Raw genomic sequence first — 17,978 nt, 5'->3', positions numbered from 1 at the left:
GAGCCGCCAAACCTGTGCCGCTGGAACCTTGGCGGACTGCCGATGGCGGCCCGCTACTCAACTGGCTTCAGGCATAGAAGATCAGCGTTAATGAAGCGTTTGGCGCCGGCACTTTCCCCAGCGGGTGATGCGCCGGCGCCACGCCGATGGGGTGACCGATCAGACCGGCAGGCCGAGCGTGGCGCGGATTTCCGGCGCCATGAGAGTGTGGGTCTCCGGGTGCTTGATCATGTAGCGGCCGAACACCGAGCAGCGCGGAATCACCGACAGATGCCGTTCGCGGGCGCTGGCGAGGCCGGCTTCCACCAGCCGGGTCGCGAGACCACGACCGCCGAGCTCCGGAGGCACCTCGGTGTGGGTGAAGATGATGTGATCCGGCGCGAGTATGTACTGGGCGATGGCGAGATGCCCGTCGACCTCGATCTCGAACCGGTCCTTGGCGCGGTTGTCGCGGACCGGGATTTCGCCGTTCATGCTCATCTCATGCTCCTTGGAGGCTATGCCCGTTTTCGGGATTTGTCCGCATCTGGTAGGCGCTGCATGGGATATTGTCGACCAAAACCGATCCGCCGTCGCCCCCCGGCAGCGTGAAATCTTTGCACGGCGGTGGAGGCGGGGCTTCCGGCAGCTCCCGGCGGCGACTTTTGACCCGGCCGGAGGCCTGGGCTATGCCGGCTCCATCGTCAACCTCCGCGGACGGCCGGGGTTCCCGCGGTGCCAGTCTGGAGGATTGCCATGTCCGACATTCCGCTCGAATCCGCGCTCGTACCGCCAGCGCCGCAACTGCTTGCCGCCATGGCCCGCCGGCGTTCTGTGCCGCCGGCGGCGCTGAGCGCCCCGGCACCTTCGCATGAGCAACTGCGGCACATGCTGGCCCTGGCGCTGCGAGTGCCCGACCATGGCCTGCGCGAGCCGTGGCGCTTCGTGGTCATCGACGGGGAGGCGCGGGCGGAGCTCGGTCGCGGCCTTGCGCCGCTCTATCGCGTGGCCAATCCACAGATGGACGAGGCAAAGCGCGAGAAATTCGCCGGGATCATGGAGCGGCTGTTCCTTGCCTCCCCGATGGCCGTGGTGGTGATCAGCCGCCCCGACCGCAACTGCGCCATCCCGGTGTTCGAGCAGGAGCTTTCCGCCGGCGCGGTGTGCATGAACCTCTTGCATGCGGCGCAGGCCTCCGGCTTCGGCGCGATGTGGGTGACCGGCTGGGCGGCGACCAATCCCGCGGCCGCCACCCTGATCGGTGCCCGCGAGGGCGAGAAAATCGCAGGCATCGTGCATCTCGGCACCGCCGCAAGCGTGCCGCCCGAACGCCCTCGGCCGGACGCGGAGGCGCTGACGAGCTTCTGGACGCCGTCCATCTAGCCTCGGCGTCGGCTATGTCCCGACCCGTGCGCCGACCGGCGTTCGAGGCCGGTCGCGTCCGCGCTCGTTGCCGTCGGCTACGGTATCGAGGCCTGCGTCTTGCCGGTGCTCCCTTGCCGCCGGTCGCCGGTCGTCCTGCCGATCGCGGCGATGACGCCGTCCCGCCCGGACGGTTGCCGATCGGGGCGCCCTATCCGCGATGGCGCCATGCGCTACGCCGTGTTTCGAGGCGCCGCAGGCCTCGCGGGGGGGCTGGGGCAAGACCCAAGGATCGGCGAGGTGTCGGCCGGCGAAATTGTAAGCTCGCCCGGCCGCTTCCTGCGGGGCCTCGCGGCTGCCATGCCGGTTCGCCAGAGCCGTGGGGCGGCACCCCGGCGGGGCGGTGCCGGGCACATCCTGCGGGGCCCCGCCATTCTCGCCCCGCCGTGACCGCTCTCGCTCTGAAACGCAAAAGCCCGGCACGCCGTTGGGCGTACCGGGCCTTTGATGTGTGACGGCGAAGCGAGCCTGGCCCGCTTCGCCGCAAAGGCTCACGCCGCCGCGGAGGCGGAGGTCGAGACTTCCGAAATGGTCTTCAGCACCTGGGAAGCGATCGCATAGGGGTCGCCCTGGGAGTTCGGGCGGCGATCCTCAAGGTAACCCTTGTAGTCGTTCTTGACGAACGAGTGGGGCACGCGGATCGAGGCGCCACGGTCGGCCACGCCATAGGAGAACTTGTTCCACGGCGCGGTTTCGTGCTTGCCGGTCAGGCGCAGGTGGTTGTCCGGGCCGTAGACGGAGATGTGGTCGTCGAGATTCTTCTCGAAGGCCGCCATCATCGCCTCGAAATAGGCCTTGCCGCCGACGGTGCGCATATATTCCGTCGAGAAGTTGCAGTGCATGCCCGAGCCGTTCCAGTCGGTGTCGCCGAGCGGCTTGCAGTGCCACTCGATGTCGATGCCGTACTTCTCGGTGAGGCGCTGCAGCAGGTAGCGGGCCATCCACACTTCGTCGGCCGCCTTCTTGGAGCCCTTGCCGAAGATCTGGAATTCCCACTGGCCCTTCGCGACTTCCGCGTTGATGCCTTCGTGGTTGATGCCGGCCTCGAGGCAGAGCTCGAGATGCTCTTCCACGATCTGGCGGGCAACGTCGCCGACATTCTTGAAGCCGACGCCGGTGTAGTAGGGACCCTGCGGCGCGGGATAGCCATGCTCGGGGAAGCCGAGCGGACGGCCGTCCTTGTAGAAGAAGTATTCCTGCTCGAAGCCGAACCAGGCGCCTTCGTCGTCAAGAATGGTGGCGCGCGCATTGGTCGAGTGCGGGGTGACGCCGTCCGGCATCATGACTTCGCACATCACCAGGACGCCGTTCTTGCGGGCCGGGTCGGGATACACCGCGACGGGCTTCAGCACGCAGTCCGAGCTGCGACCTTCCGCCTGCAAGGTGGAGGAACCATCGAAGCCCCACAGCGGGAGCTCCTCGAGCGCCGGAAAGTGATCGAATTCCTTGATCTGCGTCTTGCCACGCAGGTTGGGGACCGGCGTGTAGCCGTCCAGCCAGATGTATTCGAGCTTGTATTTCGTCATATCGGGTCTCTCATGAGCTGGCATCGCCAACCAAGTTGCTGCCAGTGACCGTTGAGGGTCCGGCCGCCAACGGCCAACGAATTCGTAGCATTATTCGTGCCAGTTCGATGGTGTCGCCTCCTGGCGGTGTCCCGTGTCCGGATCGCGTCGACGAGAGCGTCGGCGGGCTAGTGTCTCGCCGCACGGCGGCGCGCAAGGAAGGTGGGTGCGCCGGCGGCGGGCGAGGCCTGTGGCGGCGGGGATCTGCCGCTGCCTTGCCGTCCATGCCGGGGCTTTTGGGTCTCGCAATGAACGGAATGCCCTGCCATGCGTTGATGTCAAAAGGTGTCGTAGGTAGGAGCTGGAGTGCCGATGGCCGGAGCATTCCGGCTTATGATCAAATATTATGCAATGACTGATATTTTTTTACGCATCCTGATCGATATCCGCGCAATGCGTGCTATATATCGTTGACCGCCGGTGTCGGTAGACGCGGTGTAAACAGGAGAAGAAACGATGAATGTCAGTCCGATTGGCGGCAGCGCCAAGATCTACGAGTTCCCCCGGGGTGGGCGTGCCGGCCTTGCTGGTCGTCGCGAAACCGAACGCTTCGACGCGAATGTTGCCGCCCCCCGCCCCGTGCCGGTGGCGTTTGACGCCAGTTGGTACCATGAAGAGGCGATCAAGCAGGATCAGCCCACCAACAAGCGGTCGTGACGCGCGTGTTGTCATTGCCCGATGATGGTCCGTACTCGGTACGGTCAACACCCCGGAGAGGGCCGGCGCACAGCGTTCCGGCCCTCTTTCGTTATGTGCCCGCTAACCGGGCTATCTGATTAAAATTTGATCATATCCGCACCGCGCCCGATGGCCGCTGCACCAGATCGATCCGCCATTCCGGGCCGAGGCGCCCGATGAAGGCGACGCTGCCGCACGAATCTCGCGTCACCGGCCACTGCCCGGCCACCGCCCCGGTCGCAGTCTGATACTATTCTACTATTTCCAGAACTGCCGACTTCGCCGTTCCGTGCTCCCGCCTTTCCATGCGTCGCCTCGGGACACAGCCGGATGAACACAGACACCACGCCGCAACCGCCGGGCGACAGCCCGGTGATCCGCACCATCGCCATGCCCGCCGACACCAACCCGGCCGGCGACATCTTCGGCGGCTGGCTGATGGCGCATATGGACCTCGCGGCCGGCAACGTCGCCACCCGCCGGGTCAAGGGGCGGGCCGCCACGGTGGCGGTGGAGGCCATGACGTTCCTCAGCCCCGTGCTGGTGGGCGACGAGGTGAGCTTCTACGGCACCGTGATCACCACCGGCCGCACCTCGCTGAGGATCCGCATCGAAGCCTGGCGCCGCAAGCGCGAGGGCGAGGAGATGATCAAGGTGACCGAGGCGACGTTCACCTTCGTGGCGATCGACGCCGATCGCCGGCCGCGTCCGATCGGCCCCGCCTGACGCGTCTCGGCCGCCGGGAAACAGGGCTTCGCAGCCGCGCCGACAAGGTTTATGATCCGTTAAACCAGTAGCGGCCGTCGGCCCGCACGGCGTCGACCGGCGGCGGTTCAGAAGGGCGGTGTACCATGCCTCGGCTCGTCAGCTTCCTTTTCCGCCATGCCCTCATCGGCTTCGGCATCGCGGTGCCCTTCATCGCGGCGCTTCTTGCCTTCGACGTGGCCGGCCTCGGTCGCGTTGTGTTCGGTTCGCCTTCCGGCCCGCTCGCGGTCGCGGTGCTGACCGCCGCCATCGGCCTCACCTTCGCCAGCCTGCAGATGGGCTTCGCGGTGATGCTGCTCGGCGAGGAAACGAGCGGGCGCGGCGGCCGGCTGCAGCCGCGCCCTGTTCCCGTCCGCGTTCCCGTGCGCAGCCGGCGGCACCACGACAGGTTCTGATTTCGCGATTCGGCTTTTCGCGGCACGGGCTGGCGGCTTTCGCTCGACCAAGCCCGACGTTGCCGCAGCGTTTCCGCCCCGCCGCTTGCGGAAGGGAACGTTGATCCGCATGATCCGCCCGGTTTCTTCGCGACGGCCGGGGCATTTTCATGAAACTGCTGGTGATCGGCGGCTCGAATTCCGTCATGGCGCCGGGATATGTCGGCCAGGCCTGCGTACGGATCAAGGAAAAGAGCCGCCAGGCCCCGAAGCTGACCAATATCAGCGTCGGCGCGAATAATTGCCTGATCGGGCTGGAAAACCTCAAGGAACTCGATGGATTAGGGCCGTTCGACAAGGTCGTCGTCGAGTTCGCGATCAACGATTTTTCCCTGGCGACGCCGGACGGGTTCGAGACGTGGCAATGCGCCTATGAGGGCCTGCTGCGCCATATTCTGCGGCTCTGTCCTGATGCGCAGGTGTTCCATCTCGTGCTCGGGCGCCGGGCCGAGCGCAAGCAGGAGCAGACGGCGCGCATCCGCGACGGGATGAAGCAGATCGTCAATCACTACAAAGGCCATCGCGATGTGCGGTTGCTGGATTTCGACGGCTATCTGCGCAAGAGGCTGGAGAACGATCAGGCGCGCATCGAGCAGCACTACAGCGACGATGCCCATTACGATTTCGAGAACGGCATCCCGCTTCTCAGCCGCTATGTCGCCCATCACCTGACGACGGAGCCGCTGCCGGCCTCGTCCACCTGTCCGCCGCCGCGCCATGCCGACGTGTTCGACCGGGCGCAGCTCCATCGCATCACCGAGATGCCGGTCGGCCTCGAGGTGCGCGCGTTCGAGAACACCCGTTTCGTGCGGAAGGCGAGCGCGCTGAAGCCGGGCGAGGGCCTCGCCGTCGAGTTGCCGGGGCCGCTGATCTGCCTGTCGTTCCAGTCGACGGCGGATTCCCGTCCGTTGCTGGTCGAGGAGGAAGGCGAGGCGCCGGTGCTGTTCTTCACCGCCAATGCCGAGCTGAAGCAGACGCCGGACAAGTTCCGCATCAAGAACTTCACCTTCGAATGGAAGAAATGGGCGGGCATGGCGCGCAAGGGGCCGCGGCGCGTCACGCTCACCGCCATCGAGCGGGACGACATCCCGCGCTTCGAGCGCTTCCTGGTCAACCGCTACAACATGGTGCCGGGCTGGGGTGAGGGCCGCGGCCCCTATGTCAGCAACCTGATGTATTTGCCGCCCGCGGAGGCGCCGGAAGTCGTCGCGGCCAGGGTCGGCGATCCGGCGGCGGTCGCCTGATCAGACCGGGTCGTCGATCTCGCGGGTGCGGCGGGCGAGCATGAGGCCGGCGAAGCCGAGGAGCATCGACACCGATACGATGCCGCCGACCGACAGCGAATCGTGGCCGATGAGGCCGACGAACAGCGTCACCAGGGCGCCGACCGCCATCTGGATGAAGCCGTAGAGGCTGGAGGCGGTGCCGACCGCATGCGGGTTGGCGTTCATCGCCAGCGTCGCCGCGCCCGGATTGGCGAAGCCGCCGGCAAAGGTCATCAGGAACAGCGGCGCGACCACCGTCACCACCGTGTCCGGCGCGACCATGCGGCCGGCGAGGAAGGCGAGGGCCGCCAGCGTCGCGCCTGCCGTTCCGTACAAAGCGAGCGCGTCGAGGCTCATCCGGCGGGCGGCCTGCCGGGCGGTGAGGGCGCCGAGGATCGAACCGGCCACCACCGCCAGATAGATGAAGCCGATGCCGAGGCTGGCATGCGGCAGCTCCTCGGCGACGAGGAAGGGCAGGGCGGCGTAGAAGGCATAGGCGGTCACCGTGCAGGCGGCGCCGCACAGCGAATAGCCCATGAAGGCCGGCATGCGCAGCAATTGCCCATAGGCGCGCGCCATGCCGGAGAGGCTGAGCGATCCGCCGCGATCCTTATTGGTTTCCGGAAAATGCCGGTAGAGCAGCAGCAGGATCACGCTGGCGGCGACCAGCAGCACCGCGAACAGCATGCGCCAGCCGAGCAGCAGCGAAAGATAACTGCCCACCAGCGGCGCGACGGCGGAAGAGAGGGTGATCGCCGAGGCGAGCACGGCGAGCGCCGCCGCCGCTCCCTGCGGCGAGGAGGTCTCGCGGATGGTGGCGCGGCCGATCACCAGCCCGGCGCAGCTGCCCACCGATTGCAGCACCCGCGCCACCAGCAGGGTCGACAGGCTCGGTGCCAGCAGCGCGCCGACGGTGCCGACCAGATAGACGCCGATGCCGCCGAGGATGATCGGCCGGCGGCCGAAGCGGTCCGACAGCGGGCCGTGCACGATCTGGCCGAGGGCGAGGCCGACCAGATAGAGCGTGACGGTGAGCTGGATCTGCGAGGGCGTCGCCGACAGCGCCGCCGCCGCCGCCGGCAGGGCCGGCACGAAGACATGCATGCTGAAGGTGCCGACGGCGGTGGTCATCGCCATCAGCAGGAGATTGACCCGTGGACGCGGGGCGACCGGGGCGGCCTGCGGCGCGGCGTGGAGGGGAGCGGCCGGCCTTTCCGGCTCGCGGGGAGGCTCGACGGTGGCGAGGGCAGGGACGCTCACCGGCCGGATCCCGCGATGCGGCCGGGAAGGAGGACGCGCGCGGCGGCGATGCGTGTCCGCGTGAAGGGCGATGCCATGGAGGGGTTCAGCATGAAAGGCTCTTGGCCGGCGGAAGGCTCTTGCGCGGGCCCCGGACGGGAAGCGGCCCCTGGACCCGGCATCGCGGAATTCGGCGCTCCCCGCAACCCCCGAGATCGCCGACCCTGCCATGCAGTGTTCACGATCCCCGGAGGCGAGCGCCGAAGCCGGCGCTAGGCATATTCCTATCGATCAGGTGATTCCACCTGATCGGAGAGGGCGCTAGCGGTAGCGCGACAGTGCGAGGTCGGCGGTCTCGATCGCCGGCTTCACCCGGTTGATCAGGTCCGCCAGCACCTTGCCGGAGCCGCAGGACATGGTCCAGCCAAGCGTGCCGTGGCCGCCATTGATGTAGAGATTGCCGTAGCGGGTCGGGCCGATCACCGGGGTGCCGTCCGGCGTCATCGGCCGCAGGCCGGTCCAGAACGTCGCCCGCTTCTGGTCGCCGGCGCCGCCGAACAGGTCTTCGACCGAATGCTCCAGCGTGGCGCGGCGGGCCGGGGGCAGGTCGAGGTTGAAGCCGGCGATCTCCGCCATGCCGCCGACGCGGATGCGGTCGCCGAGGCGGGTGATCGCGACCTTGTAGGTCTCGTCCATCACCGTGGAGACCGGGGCGCGCGCCTCGTTCACGATCGGCACGGTGATGGAATAGCCCTTCACCGGATAGACCGGCAGGTCGAGCCCGAGCGGCTTCACTAGCGCCGGGGCGTAGCTGCCGAGCGCCAGCACATAGGTATCGGCCTCGACGTCGCCGAGACTGGTCTCCACCGCGACGATGCGCTCGCCCTGATATTTGAGCCGGCGGATGTCGATGCCGAAGCGGAAGGTCACGCCGGCCTGCTCGCAGAGCTTGTGCAGCGCGTTGGTGAACTTGAAGCAGTCGCCGGTCTCGTCGCCGGGCAGTTGCAGGCCGCCGACGATCTTGTGCTTCACCGGCGCGAGGCCGGGCTCGGCGGCGACGCAGCCGGCCGGATCGAGCACGTTGAAGGGCACGCCGTCGGCCTTCAGGACCTCGATGTCCTTGCCGATGCCGTCGAGCTGCTTCTGGTCGCGGAAGACCTGAAGCGTGCCCTGCATGCGCTCGTCATAGTGGATGCCGGTCTCGGCGCGCAGTCCCTCGAGGCAGTCGCGGCTATATTCGGCGATGCGGACCATGCGGCCCTTGTTCACCGCATAGCGCTCGGAGGTGCAGTTGCGCAGCATTGCCAGCACCCAGCGCCAGGTGGCGGCATCGGTCATCGGCCGGATGATCAGCGGCGCGTGCTTCATGAACAGCCACTTGACCGCCTTCTGCGGAATGCCGGGCGCGGCCCAGGGCGAGGAATAACCGGGCGACACCTCGCCGGCATTGCCGAAGCTGGTCTCCAGCGCCGGGCCGGTCTGGCGGTCGAGGACCGTGACCTGGTGGCCGGACTTGGCAAGGTACCACGCCGTGGTGACGCCGATCACGCCGGCGCCGAGGATGACGATCTTCATGGAAGGCCCCTGTTGTTCTTGCGGCCGTTTGCCGGCCGTCAGCGGTAGATGCGGTGGTAGCGGGCGCCGAGACGGGTCAGGACCTCATAGGCGATGGTACCGGCCGCCTCGGCGACGTCTTCCAGCGTCTGGTGCGGCCCGACGACCTCGACCAGGCTGCCGAGATGCAAGGAGCCGGCCGGTAGCGCGCTGATGTCGAGAATGATGCTGTCCATCGACACCCGCCCGACGATGGGCAGCCGGACGTCGCCGAACCAGGCGGCGCCGCGGTCCGACAAATGGCGGGGCAGGCCATCGGCATAGCCGGCGCCGATGGTGGCGAGGCGCATCTGCGTCGGGGCGACGAAGCGCCCGCCATAGCCGATGCGCGAGCCGGCCGGCACCGTGCGGGTCTGGATCACCGGAACGTCGAGGTGCACCACCGGGGCCATCGGATTGGGCAGGCCGCCGAACGGCGCGCCGCCATAGAGCGCGAGGCCGGGACGGGCGAGCGAACCGGCATAGGCGGCGCCGAGGAAGCTGCCGCCGGAATTGGCGAAGCAGGGCGTCGCGGCCGGAAACAGCGCGGCGAGACGCTCGAAGGCGGCGAGCTGCTCGGCGTTCTGCGCGTTGTCCGGCTCGTCGGCGCAGGCGAGATGGCTCATCACGTGCAGGATCTCGAGGCCGGCGTGCCGGGCCGGATCGGCCGCGAGCGCCTCGGCCTCCTGCGGCTCCAGGCCGAGCCGGCACATGCCGCTGTCGAACTGCAGCAGGGCGGGCAGGGTGATGCCGCGCGCACGGGCGAGTGCCACCCAGTTGTCGACCTGGTCGAGCGAGTTGAGCACCGGCACGATGCCGGCCTCGGCGCAGGCGGCCTCGGCGCCCGGTTGCAGGCCGTTGAGCACATAGAGGCGGGCGTCGCCGGCCAGCAGCGGGCGCAGCCGCAGCGCCTCGCCGAGATGGGCGACGAAGAAGTCGCGGCAGCCGGCGGCATAGAGCGCCGGGGCGACGCGAGAGGCGCCGAGCCCATAGGCATCGGCCTTGACCACGCCGGCGGCGCGGGCCGGCGCGAGCCGGGCCTGGAGCAGGCGGTAATTCGCCGCCAGCGCCGTGAGATCGATGGTGAGAACCCCGGAGGCGGCATCGACGATCGGCCGCTCGGCAATATCCGCGAACATGCGACACCTCTCTACAGGAATAAAGAAGCGTAGCGCGCCGATCGCGCAATTGCCGGTCATTTCGTGCTTGGAAATTCCGGTGTTTGGTATTTCATGCACGAACCGATCAAGAAACGGACGATTCCGCCATGTCCGCCCTCGACCCCGTCGACCGTGAGATTCTCCGCCTGCTGCGCCTCGACGCCCGCATGAGCACGGCGAAGATCGCCGAGGAGGTCGGGCTGTCGCCGTCGAGCTGCCTCCGGCGCATCAAGCTGATGGAACATAGCGGGGTGATCCGCGGCTACACGGCCATCGTCGACCATTCGGCGCGCGACCCCGGCATGGCGGTGATCGTCAACATCACGCTGGAGCGGCAGACCGAGGACTACCTCACCCGCTTCGAGACGGCGGTGCGCCGCCATCCCGAGATCCGCGAATGCTACCTGATGACCGGCGGCTCGGATTACCTGCTGCGGGTGGAGGTGGAGAATGCCGGCGAGTTCGAGCGGGTGCATACCGAGATTCTCTCGACCTTGCCCGGCGTGCTGCGTATCCATTCGAGCTTCTCGATCCGCAACGTGATGGCGGCGAAGCGGCGCTGAGCGAGGCGGGCCCGGAGGTTGTTTGCCGCGCGGCGGCGAGGGCCTATACCGGCGGCGCCCAGGAAATCGTCCAGGAAATCTCGCAGCAATACGGATCGCCCCATGCTCACCATCGGATTCGTCGGAACCGGCACGCTCACCGAGGCGGTGGTCACCGGCCTCTTGCAAACTCACGCCGGCCGCTGCCGCATCCTCCTGTCGCCGCGCTCGGAGGCGGTCTCGCGCCGGCTGGCGCAGGCGCATGAGGCGGTGGAGCGCTGCGCAGGCAATGCCGAGGTGGTCGAGCGCAGCGACGTCGTCGTGCTCGCGGTGCTGCCGAAGCAGCTGGCCGAGGTGACGGCGGAGCTGGCGTTCCGCCCCGGGCAGCTGATCGTCAGTTTCATCGCCGGCGCGCCGATTGAGAGCGTGAAGGCGCTGGTGGCGCCGGCCGAGACGGTGGTGCGGGTGATCCCGCTGCCGCCGATCCGCTTCCGCAAGGGGCCGGTGGTGATCCATCCCGCCAATGCGCGGGTCGAGGAACTGTTCGGCAGGCTGGGCGACCTGATCGTCGTCGACAAGGAGAGCGAGCTGACCTCAATCGGCCATGCCAGCGCGGTGATGTCGTCGCATTACGAATTGCAGAACCGCGTCATCGGCTGGCTGGAGACGCGCGGCCTCCCCGAAGCGATGGCGGCGCTCTATGTGCGCTCGCTGTTCGCCGGCCTGGGCGAGCTCGGCCTCGATGCTGCGCGTCGCGGCGAGCCGGTCGATCCGGTGCATCACGAGACCGCCGGCGGGCTCAACGAATGCGGCCGTGGCTATCTGCTGCGGCAGGGCTGGTTCGACGAGGTCGGCAAGGCGCTCGACGCGATCGAGAAGCACGTTCCCTCGAAGCCGAAGGGGTGAGCGGCCGGGAGATCCCGGCCGCCCGGTGGGCCGGGATCAGATCCCGGCCATGTTGATGTACTTCACCACGACATAGTCCTCGATGCCGTAATGCGAGCCTTCGCGGCCGAGGCCGGACTGCTTCACGCCGCCGAACGGCGCGACCTCGTTGGAGATCAGGCCGGTGTTCACGCCGACGATGCCGTATTCCAGCTTTTCTGCCACCCGCCACACCCGGCCGAGGTCGCGGGCGTAGAAATAGCTGGCGAGGCCGAACTCGGTATTGTTGGCGAGCGCGACCACCTCGTCCTCGGTCTCGAAGCGGAACAGCGGCGCCAGCGGGCCGAAGGTTTCCTCACGCGACACCGCCATTTCCGGCTTCACGTCGACGAGGATGGTCGGCTCGAAGAAGGAATGGCCGAGCGCGTGGCGCTTGCCGCCGAGCGCCACCTTCGCGCCCTTGCCCACCGCGTCGGCGATGTGCTCCTCGACCTTCTCCACCGCCGTCTCGTCGATCAGCGGCCCGATGCGCACACCCTCTGCCGTGCCGTCGCCGACCTTCAGCGCCGAAACCGCCTTCACCAGCTTCTCGGCGAAGGCGTCATAGACCTTGGCGTGGACATAGAGCCGGTTGGCGCAGACGCAGGTCTGGCCGGCATTGCGGTACTTGGAGAGGATGGCGCCTTCCACCGCCGCGTCGAGATCGGCGTCCTCGAAGACGATGAAGGGGGCGTTGCCGCCGAGCTCCATCGACACCTTCTTGATGGTGGCGGCGGTCTGCTCCATCAGCACCCGGCCTACCTCGGTGGAGCCGGTGAAGGTGAGCTTGCGCACCGTCGGGTTGGAGGTCATCTCGCCGCCGATGGCGCGAGCCGAGCCGGTGATCACCGAGAGCACGCCGGCCGGCACGCCGGCGCGCTCGGCGAGCACGGCGAGGGCGAGCGCGGTGAGCGGGGTCTGCGAGGCCGGCTTCACCACCATGGTGCAGCCGGCGGCGAGCGCCGGGCCGGCCTTGCGTGTAATCATCGCCGCCGGGAAATTCCACGGGGTGATGGCGGCGCAGACGCCGATAGGCTCCTTGGTGACGACGATGCGCTGGCCCTTGGCCGGCGCCGGGATAATGTCGCCATAGATGCGCTTGCCTTCCTCGGCGAACCACTCGACGAAGGAGCCGGCATAGGCGATCTCGCCCTTGGCCTCGGCAAGCGGCTTGCCCTGCTCGGCGGTCATGATGGCGCCGAGGTCGTCCTGGTTGGCCATGATCAGCTCGAACCAGCGGCGCAGCACGGCGGCGCGCTCCTTGGCGGTGCGGGCACGCCATTCCGGCCAGGCGGCGTCGGCCGCGGCAATGGCGGCGCGGGTCTCCGCGGCGCCGAAATTCGGCACGGTGCCGACGAGCTCGCCAGTCGCGGGATTACGGACCTCGATGGTGCTCTCGGCGCCGATCCAGCTACCGCCCACAAGGCAGTCGTCGCGCAGCAGGCTGGGATCCTTCAGTGTCAGCACGGGAATTCTCCGAATGGCGGCCGCCGGTCGGGCCGGCGCGCCGGACGCACAAGGTCGAAGTAAGGCAGACCTTGTAACGCCGTCCGGCCGCCGGAGGAAAGCCGTCCGCGCATCGGCGGTGGTGGAGGCAGGCGATTTCCGCCATACGTCCGCAAGACTTTACGTTCGCAAGATCTTCCGCATCTCGATGTTCTCGACCGGGGACCCGCATTCGGTCCCGGCGTAGCGCCGTATCTCGACCCAGCCGCACCGCTTATAGAAAGTGCGCGCCCGCGTGTTGAAGTGACGGACCTCCAGCCGCGCCACGGGATGGGTGCGTGCGATCCGGCGCTCGGCGGCATCGAGCAGCCGCGTTCCCACGCCGCCGTTCCAGCATGCCGGGTCCACATGCAGCGCGTCCACGACATCGTCGGTAGTCTGAACCATGCCGACGAGCGTGCCGTCGTCGCTCCGTATCGCGACGGTAAAATCCCGCCACGCCGTCTCGGCATGCGAGCGGGCGGGATCGAAGGACGCGAACGCCTGCACGGCCTCGAACGGCAGCTCGGGCGCCCAGGCGACAAGCCAGGAACGTCGCAGAAGGCGAATGAGCGCCGGCACATCCCCCTCATCGGCGGGGCGAAGTTCGATGGTCGACGATGCTGCCACCGCTGTCTCCACGCCCGATCGCCCCGCACGTCTTTATCGGACGGGCGGGGCACCGGCCGCAACCGGATCGTGCCGGCTTGCCTGCGGCGAGGAACGGAGGGCAGGCGGTCTCATTGCCTCGGTCCTGCGCTCGATCAGCCCGGCAGGATGCCGGCGATCCCGCTAGCAATCAGCCCGGCTGGATGCCGGGCTGCCCCTTGGGGAAGCGGGCGATGACCGCCGGATCGATGTTCAGGTGCTGGGCGACCAGCTCCGGCGGCGCGTGGGCCAGCCAGTTCGACAGGTCGATCTCCTGATATTCCGGGGCGCGGAATACCGCCAGCACCTGGATGTCCTCGGTGCCGGTGTTCTCGATGTAGTGGCCCTGGCTCCTCGGCACCACGCCGAGGTCGCCGGCCTGGAAGTCGATGGTCTGCGCGCGCGGGCCGGCATTGAACACCGTCATGCGTCCCTTGCCCTTGATCCAGTACTGCCACTCGTCGGCATTGGGGTGCCAGTGCATGCGCCTGAGCGCGCCGGGCTTGATGGTCTCGATCGCCGCGGCGATGGTCTTCGACACCTTGAAGGTGGTGCTGTCGGCGAGGTGGATGCTGCCGCCGGCACCGTCGATCACCGGCGTGGTGCCGGTCAGCGAGAAGGTGAAGGGCTCGGGCGGGGTGCCGCCGGAGGCGACCGCCGCCTGGTCGACGGCAAGCGCCGGCGGCTCCTCGCCCTGGAAGATCCAGAGGTCGTGCAGCGGGATCTTGCCGAACGTCTCCGGCGGCACACCGAAATTCTGGCCGAGCACCTTGGGCGGGGTGTGGATGAACCAGTCGCTCAGCAGCAGCGTGTTATATTCCGACTGATAGGCATCGTCGAAGACGATGACGAATTCGCAGCCCTCCGGCCCGAGCCCTTGCAGCGAGTGCGGGTAGCCGGCCGGGAAGAACCAGATATCGCCGGCGCCGACGTCGCGCACATAGGCGCGGCCCTGCGGGTCGAGCACGGTGATGCGGCAGCGGCCATTGGTCATCAGCGCCCATTCGCCGGCGAGGTGCCAGTGCATCTCGCGAATGCCCCCCGGACCGAGCCGCATGTTGACGCCGGACACTTCCTTCGCCGCCGGGAATTCGGTGGCGGTGGCCTGCCGCGCCCAGCCGCCGCCCTGCACGCGCTTGGGCATGATGTTGAAGGACGACCACATCATCGGCATGTTGCCGACATCGGTGGGCGGCGGGCTCTGGAAGCTGGGCAGCTGTTGTTCCAGCGCCGGGTTGCGCGGGCCGGGATTGGACAGGGCGCCGGGCGTCGAATTGACCGCGCCCTGCGGCGGCTCGTCGGGATTGCCGAAGCTGGCGGCGTGAGCGCTGCCGGCGGCGAGCGCGGCGCTGCCGACGGCGCCAGCGGCCAGCAGGCTGCGGCGGGACAGGTGTTCCATCGTCTTCTCCTCGCGGATGGATGTCCGGGATCGAAGACAGCATGATCGCGCCGGTCGCCGGCGTCTTTTCCCGACGAATGGCGCCGGCCGGCGCGCCGGGGCGGGCGGATCGGCAACGGCGTTGCCGATCCTACGGGGCCGCGTCAGAACACTTCCGGTATCCGGTGGCGGTCATAGGGCGGCTCGACATAGCCCTTCGGCTTCTGGCGCTTGGGCAGCTTGACCGGTTCCCGTTCCAGGGCCTCGTAGGGCACCTGCGACAGGAAATGGGCGATGATGTTGAGCCGGGTACGCTTCTTGTCATCGGACTGGATCACATGCCACGGCGAGGAGTCGGTGTCGGACGCGGCGAACATCTCGTCGCGGGCCCGCGAATAATCGTACCAGCGGCTATAGGATTCGAGATCCATCGGCGAGAGCTTCCAGATCTTGCGCGGGTCGCGGATGCGCTGCTCGATGCGGCGGGTCTGCTCCTCCTGGCTGACTTCAAGCCAGTATTTGATGAGGATGATGCGGGAATCGGTGATCATCTTCTCGACGCCGCCGATGGTCTCCAGGAAACGGCGCGCCTGCTTGTCGGTGCAGAAGCCCATCACCCGCTCGACGCCGGCGCGGTTGTACCAGCTGCGGTCGAAGATCACGACCTCGCCCGCCGCCGGAAGGTGCGGCAGGTAGCGCTGGGCGTACATTTGCGACTTCTCGCGGTCGCTGGGCGGGGGCAGCGCGACCACGCGGAACACGCGCGGGCTGACGCGCTCGGTGAGCGCCTTGATGGTGCCGCCCTTGCCGGCGCCGTCGCGCCCCTCGAACAGCACGCAGACCTTGGCGCCGGTCGCCTTGACCCATTCCTGCATCTTCACCAGTTCGGCATGCAGCTTGGCGAGTTCGCGCTCATATTCGGCGCGCGACATCTTGTCGGTTATGGCGGGCTTCTCGATGACGGTGTCCATGACACGTTACTCCCTGGAGTTTCTTGGGCAGCCTGCGGCGTAATTTTTCGGCGGACACTCGACCAAGGTAGCAGAGAACCGGTGCGCGAGGTATCCGCCGATCATCCGCGCAACGGAGAAGAAGACGGCGAAGCTGTCGGAACAGATGTCGGCGATGGCGTCGGAATGACGGGCGGTTGCGCCTCGGAACTCCTGAGGCTGAACTGGGCGGCGGCCTCCTCGATGTCGTCGAACATCATGTTCGCGCCGATCCGGTCGATCACGCCGGCCCGTTCCAAAAGCGTCATCGGCGTGTTGTGCAGCTCCGTGATGCCGAAGGCGACGCCGCGCGCGGCGAGGGTGGCGCGCACCTCGTCGAGCATCCCGGCCGCCGTGCTGTCGAGCTGCACCACGGCGCTGGCGTCGAGCAGCAGCCAGCGCGTGTCGGCCGGCAGGGCGTCGATCACCTCCTGCAGGCGGGCGCGGATGTAGTCGACGTTGAAGAACAGCAGGCTGCCCTGGATCAGGAAGATGGTGAGGCCGGGAACCGGCCGGGCGTCCTTGAAGCGATGCAGCTTGTAGAAGCCGGGCCGGCCGGGCCGGCGTCCCAGCAGCGCGTCGTGCGGGCGCATCTCCTTGATCAGCACATAGAGCAGGGTGGCGGCCACCGCGACGATGACGCCGTTGAGCACGCCGAGGCTGATCGCACCCCACATGCCGATCAGCGCGAAGGCAAACTCCATGCGGCTGATGCGCCACAATTCCCGGAGGCTGCCGAGATCGAGCAGTCCGATCGAGGCGGCGACGAGGATGGCGCCGAGCGCGGGCGCGGGCAGCAGCCGCAGCGCGTCGTTGAGATACAGCATCACGCTGGCCAGCGCCGCCGCGGCGACGAGGCCGGCCATCTGGCTGCGCCCGCCGACCGACAGGTTGATGGCGGTGCGCGAATCCGAAACCGTTACCGGAAATCCGCTGAACAGGCCGGCGGCGAAATTGGCGCCGCCGAAGCCGATGAGCTCGCGGTTGGCATCGACGGGGAAGCCCTCGCGGGCGCCGAAGCTGCGGGCGGCGACGAGGCCGGAGCTGAAGCTCACCAGCCACAGCGCGCCGGCGCCCAGCAGCAGGTTCTGCAGCGGCAGGCCGGACGGCGAGGGCAGCGAAAGCGAGGGCAGCGCCTGCGGCAGCGCGCCGACCACCTTGATGCCGTGCCCCTCGAAATCGAACAGGGCGGAGGCGGCGATGCCGAGCACCACCACCACCAGCGGTCCGGGCACCGGAGATTTCAGCCGTTGCAGCAGCAGGGTCAGCGCCAGCAGGCCGAGGCCGAGCGCCAGCGTCGGCCAGTGGATGTCGTGCCACTGGTGCGCGAGATCGACCAGCGGCTCGAGGAGGCCGTCCGACGAGACCTTCAGCCCGGTGAGGCGGCTGATCTGCCCGACCATGATGGAGATGGCGATGCCGCCGATGAAGCCGATGAGGATCGGTCGCGACAGGAAGGCGGCGACCGCGCCCAGACGTAGCGCGCTGGCGACGACGCACATGACGCCGACGATGAGTGCCAGCAAGGCGGCGACGCCGACGCGGTCCGCCGTCGGGCTTTGTGCGACGAGGCCGGCGAGGACGGCGGCGAGCACCGTCATGGTCGCGGCGTCCGGCCCGACGATCAGCCGGTGGGATGGGCCGAGCAGCGCATAGCCGAGCAGCGGGAAGATCGAGGCGTAGACGCCGACTTCCGGCGGCAGGCCGGCGATGGCCGGATAGGCGATGGCGCTCGGGATGGCCACGGCGGCGATGGCGAGGCCAGCCATGGCGTCGCGGCCCAGCCACTGCGCCTTGTAGCCCGCAAAGCCCTGTAGAAGAGGAAACCTCGCCGGCATCTCACCCTCACGCATACGCACTGCTTTGCCGGCCCGACAAGGCAGGCAGAAGCATCATCGGCAAGTAGGGAGCG

Annotated in this window: 17 protein-coding genes; 7 read left to right on the top strand and 10 right to left on the bottom strand. The window is 68.0% G+C overall.

What is annotated here, in order from left to right:
* Positions 1-159: 159 nt before the first annotated feature.
* Entirely contained in the window at positions 160-480 is a 321-nt protein-coding gene (locus LGR54_RS09535; protein WP_230361735.1) for a GNAT family N-acetyltransferase, read from the bottom strand.
* A 255-nt stretch (positions 481-735) separates the two neighbouring features.
* Here LGR54_RS09535 and LGR54_RS09530 point away from each other — a divergent pair, with 255 nt between their 5' ends.
* Positions 736-1,362 (top strand): nitroreductase, encoded by a 627-nt coding sequence (locus tag LGR54_RS09530; RefSeq protein ID WP_230361734.1) that lies wholly within the window; start codon positions 736-738, stop codon positions 1,360-1,362.
* A 530-nt stretch (positions 1,363-1,892) separates the two neighbouring features.
* Here the strand turns inward: LGR54_RS09530 and LGR54_RS09525 are convergent.
* Positions 1,893-2,927 (bottom strand): glutamine synthetase beta-grasp domain-containing protein, encoded by a 1,035-nt coding sequence (locus LGR54_RS09525; RefSeq protein WP_230361733.1) that lies wholly within the window; start codon positions 2,925-2,927, stop codon positions 1,893-1,895.
* A gap of 495 nt (positions 2,928-3,422) precedes the next feature.
* Here LGR54_RS09525 and LGR54_RS09520 point away from each other — a divergent pair, with 495 nt between their 5' ends.
* From LGR54_RS09520 to LGR54_RS09505, 4 genes are all read left to right on the top strand, one after another.
* Entirely contained in the window at positions 3,423-3,623 is a 201-nt protein-coding gene (locus tag LGR54_RS09520; RefSeq protein ID WP_230361732.1) for a DUF2735 domain-containing protein, read from the top strand.
* Between the two features lie 351 nt (positions 3,624-3,974).
* The gene (locus LGR54_RS09515; protein ID WP_230361731.1) at positions 3,975-4,370 is read left to right on the top strand and encodes an acyl-CoA thioesterase; all 396 of its coding nucleotides are present in this window, start codon (positions 3,975-3,977) and stop codon (positions 4,368-4,370) included.
* A 125-nt stretch (positions 4,371-4,495) separates the two neighbouring features.
* Positions 4,496-4,804, top strand: a complete 309-nt coding sequence (locus LGR54_RS09510; protein ID WP_230361730.1) for a hypothetical protein — start codon at positions 4,496-4,498, stop codon at positions 4,802-4,804.
* A gap of 149 nt (positions 4,805-4,953) precedes the next feature.
* Positions 4,954-6,087: an SGNH/GDSL hydrolase family protein gene (locus tag LGR54_RS09505; RefSeq protein ID WP_230361729.1), complete on the top strand. Its 1,134-nt coding sequence runs from the start codon at positions 4,954-4,956 to the stop codon at positions 6,085-6,087.
* On the opposite strand, the gene LGR54_RS09500 is transcribed toward LGR54_RS09505, so the two are convergent.
* From LGR54_RS09500 to alr, 3 genes are all read right to left on the bottom strand, one after another.
* Positions 6,088-7,368 carry a Bcr/CflA family efflux MFS transporter gene (locus LGR54_RS09500; protein ID WP_230361728.1) on the bottom strand — a complete coding sequence of 427 codons (1,281 nt, stop codon included), beginning with the start codon at positions 7,366-7,368 and terminating at the stop codon, positions 6,088-6,090. It abuts the gene before it with no gap.
* A gap of 300 nt (positions 7,369-7,668) precedes the next feature.
* Entirely contained in the window at positions 7,669-8,964 is a 1,296-nt protein-coding gene (locus tag LGR54_RS09495; RefSeq protein WP_255607522.1) for a D-amino acid dehydrogenase, read from the bottom strand.
* On the bottom strand, positions 8,961-10,079 hold the full coding sequence (alr, locus tag LGR54_RS09490) for an alanine racemase (protein WP_230361726.1): 1,119 nt from the start codon (positions 10,077-10,079) through the stop codon (positions 8,961-8,963). The genes LGR54_RS09495 and alr overlap by 4 nt, the downstream gene beginning before the upstream one ends.
* Before the next feature lie 128 nt (positions 10,080-10,207).
* On the opposite strand from alr, the gene LGR54_RS09485 reads away from it, so the two are divergent.
* Both LGR54_RS09485 and LGR54_RS09480 read left to right on the top strand, forming a co-directional pair.
* Positions 10,208-10,663: an Lrp/AsnC family transcriptional regulator gene (locus tag LGR54_RS09485; protein WP_230361725.1), complete on the top strand. Its 456-nt coding sequence runs from the start codon at positions 10,208-10,210 to the stop codon at positions 10,661-10,663.
* Between the two features lie 102 nt (positions 10,664-10,765).
* Entirely contained in the window at positions 10,766-11,548 is a 783-nt protein-coding gene (locus tag LGR54_RS09480) for an NAD(P)-binding domain-containing protein (protein ID WP_230361724.1), read from the top strand.
* Positions 11,549-11,584: 36 nt separating this feature from the next.
* On the opposite strand, the gene gabD is transcribed toward LGR54_RS09480, so the two are convergent.
* From gabD to LGR54_RS09455, 5 genes are all read right to left on the bottom strand, one after another.
* Positions 11,585-13,033, bottom strand: coding sequence for an NADP-dependent succinate-semialdehyde dehydrogenase (gabD, locus tag LGR54_RS09475; protein ID WP_370638170.1), 1,449 nt, complete (start codon positions 13,031-13,033; stop codon positions 11,585-11,587).
* 159 nt (positions 13,034-13,192) lie between these two features.
* On the bottom strand, positions 13,193-13,681 hold the full coding sequence (locus LGR54_RS09470) for a GNAT family N-acetyltransferase (protein ID WP_230361723.1): 489 nt from the start codon (positions 13,679-13,681) through the stop codon (positions 13,193-13,195).
* 169 nt (positions 13,682-13,850) lie between these two features.
* A complete protein-coding gene (locus LGR54_RS09465) occupies positions 13,851-15,098 on the bottom strand; it encodes a cupin domain-containing protein (protein ID WP_230361722.1) in 1,248 nt (415 codons plus the stop codon).
* A gap of 143 nt (positions 15,099-15,241) precedes the next feature.
* Positions 15,242-16,048 carry a polyphosphate kinase 2 gene (gene ppk2 / locus LGR54_RS09460; protein WP_230361721.1) on the bottom strand — a complete coding sequence of 269 codons (807 nt, stop codon included), beginning with the start codon at positions 16,046-16,048 and terminating at the stop codon, positions 15,242-15,244.
* A gap of 101 nt (positions 16,049-16,149) precedes the next feature.
* A complete protein-coding gene (locus LGR54_RS09455; protein ID WP_230361720.1) occupies positions 16,150-17,904 on the bottom strand; it encodes a SulP family inorganic anion transporter in 1,755 nt (584 codons plus the stop codon).
* Positions 17,905-17,978: the final 74 nt, after the last annotated feature.

This window comes from Ancylobacter sp. Lp-2 (genome assembly GCF_020523795.1).
Taxonomy (GTDB): domain Bacteria; phylum Pseudomonadota; class Alphaproteobacteria; order Rhizobiales; family Xanthobacteraceae; genus Ancylobacter.
Note: the sequence above shows the minus strand (reverse complement) of the source record. Positions and strands in the feature narration are given on the sequence as shown.

What these genes read in the sequence shown, in the direction of transcription:
- LGR54_RS09505 (WP_230361729.1), top strand. Translation starts at nt 4,954, where the DNA reads ATGAAACTGCTGGTGATCGGCGGCTCGAATTCCGTCATGGCGCCGGGA.
- LGR54_RS09525 (WP_230361733.1), bottom strand. Translation starts at nt 2,927, where the DNA reads ATGACGAAATACAAGCTCGAATACATCTGGCTGGACGGCTACACGCCG.
- LGR54_RS09510 (WP_230361730.1), top strand. Translation starts at nt 4,496, where the DNA reads ATGCCTCGGCTCGTCAGCTTCCTTTTCCGCCATGCCCTCATCGGCTTC.
- LGR54_RS09455 (WP_230361720.1), bottom strand. Translation starts at nt 17,904, where the DNA reads ATGCCGGCGAGGTTTCCTCTTCTACAGGGCTTTGCGGGCTACAAGGCG.
- LGR54_RS09535 (WP_230361735.1), bottom strand. Translation starts at nt 480, where the DNA reads ATGAGCATGAACGGCGAAATCCCGGTCCGCGACAACCGCGCCAAGGAC.
- LGR54_RS09515 (WP_230361731.1), top strand. Translation starts at nt 3,975, where the DNA reads ATGAACACAGACACCACGCCGCAACCGCCGGGCGACAGCCCGGTGATC.
- LGR54_RS09480 (WP_230361724.1), top strand. Translation starts at nt 10,766, where the DNA reads ATGCTCACCATCGGATTCGTCGGAACCGGCACGCTCACCGAGGCGGTG.
- LGR54_RS09530 (WP_230361734.1), top strand. Translation starts at nt 736, where the DNA reads ATGTCCGACATTCCGCTCGAATCCGCGCTCGTACCGCCAGCGCCGCAA.
- ppk2 (WP_230361721.1), bottom strand. Translation starts at nt 16,048, where the DNA reads ATGGACACCGTCATCGAGAAGCCCGCCATAACCGACAAGATGTCGCGC.
- LGR54_RS09465 (WP_230361722.1), bottom strand. Translation starts at nt 15,098, where the DNA reads ATGGAACACCTGTCCCGCCGCAGCCTGCTGGCCGCTGGCGCCGTCGGC.
- alr (WP_230361726.1), bottom strand. Translation starts at nt 10,079, where the DNA reads ATGTTCGCGGATATTGCCGAGCGGCCGATCGTCGATGCCGCCTCCGGG.
- LGR54_RS09520 (WP_230361732.1), top strand. Translation starts at nt 3,423, where the DNA reads ATGAATGTCAGTCCGATTGGCGGCAGCGCCAAGATCTACGAGTTCCCC.
- LGR54_RS09485 (WP_230361725.1), top strand. Translation starts at nt 10,208, where the DNA reads ATGTCCGCCCTCGACCCCGTCGACCGTGAGATTCTCCGCCTGCTGCGC.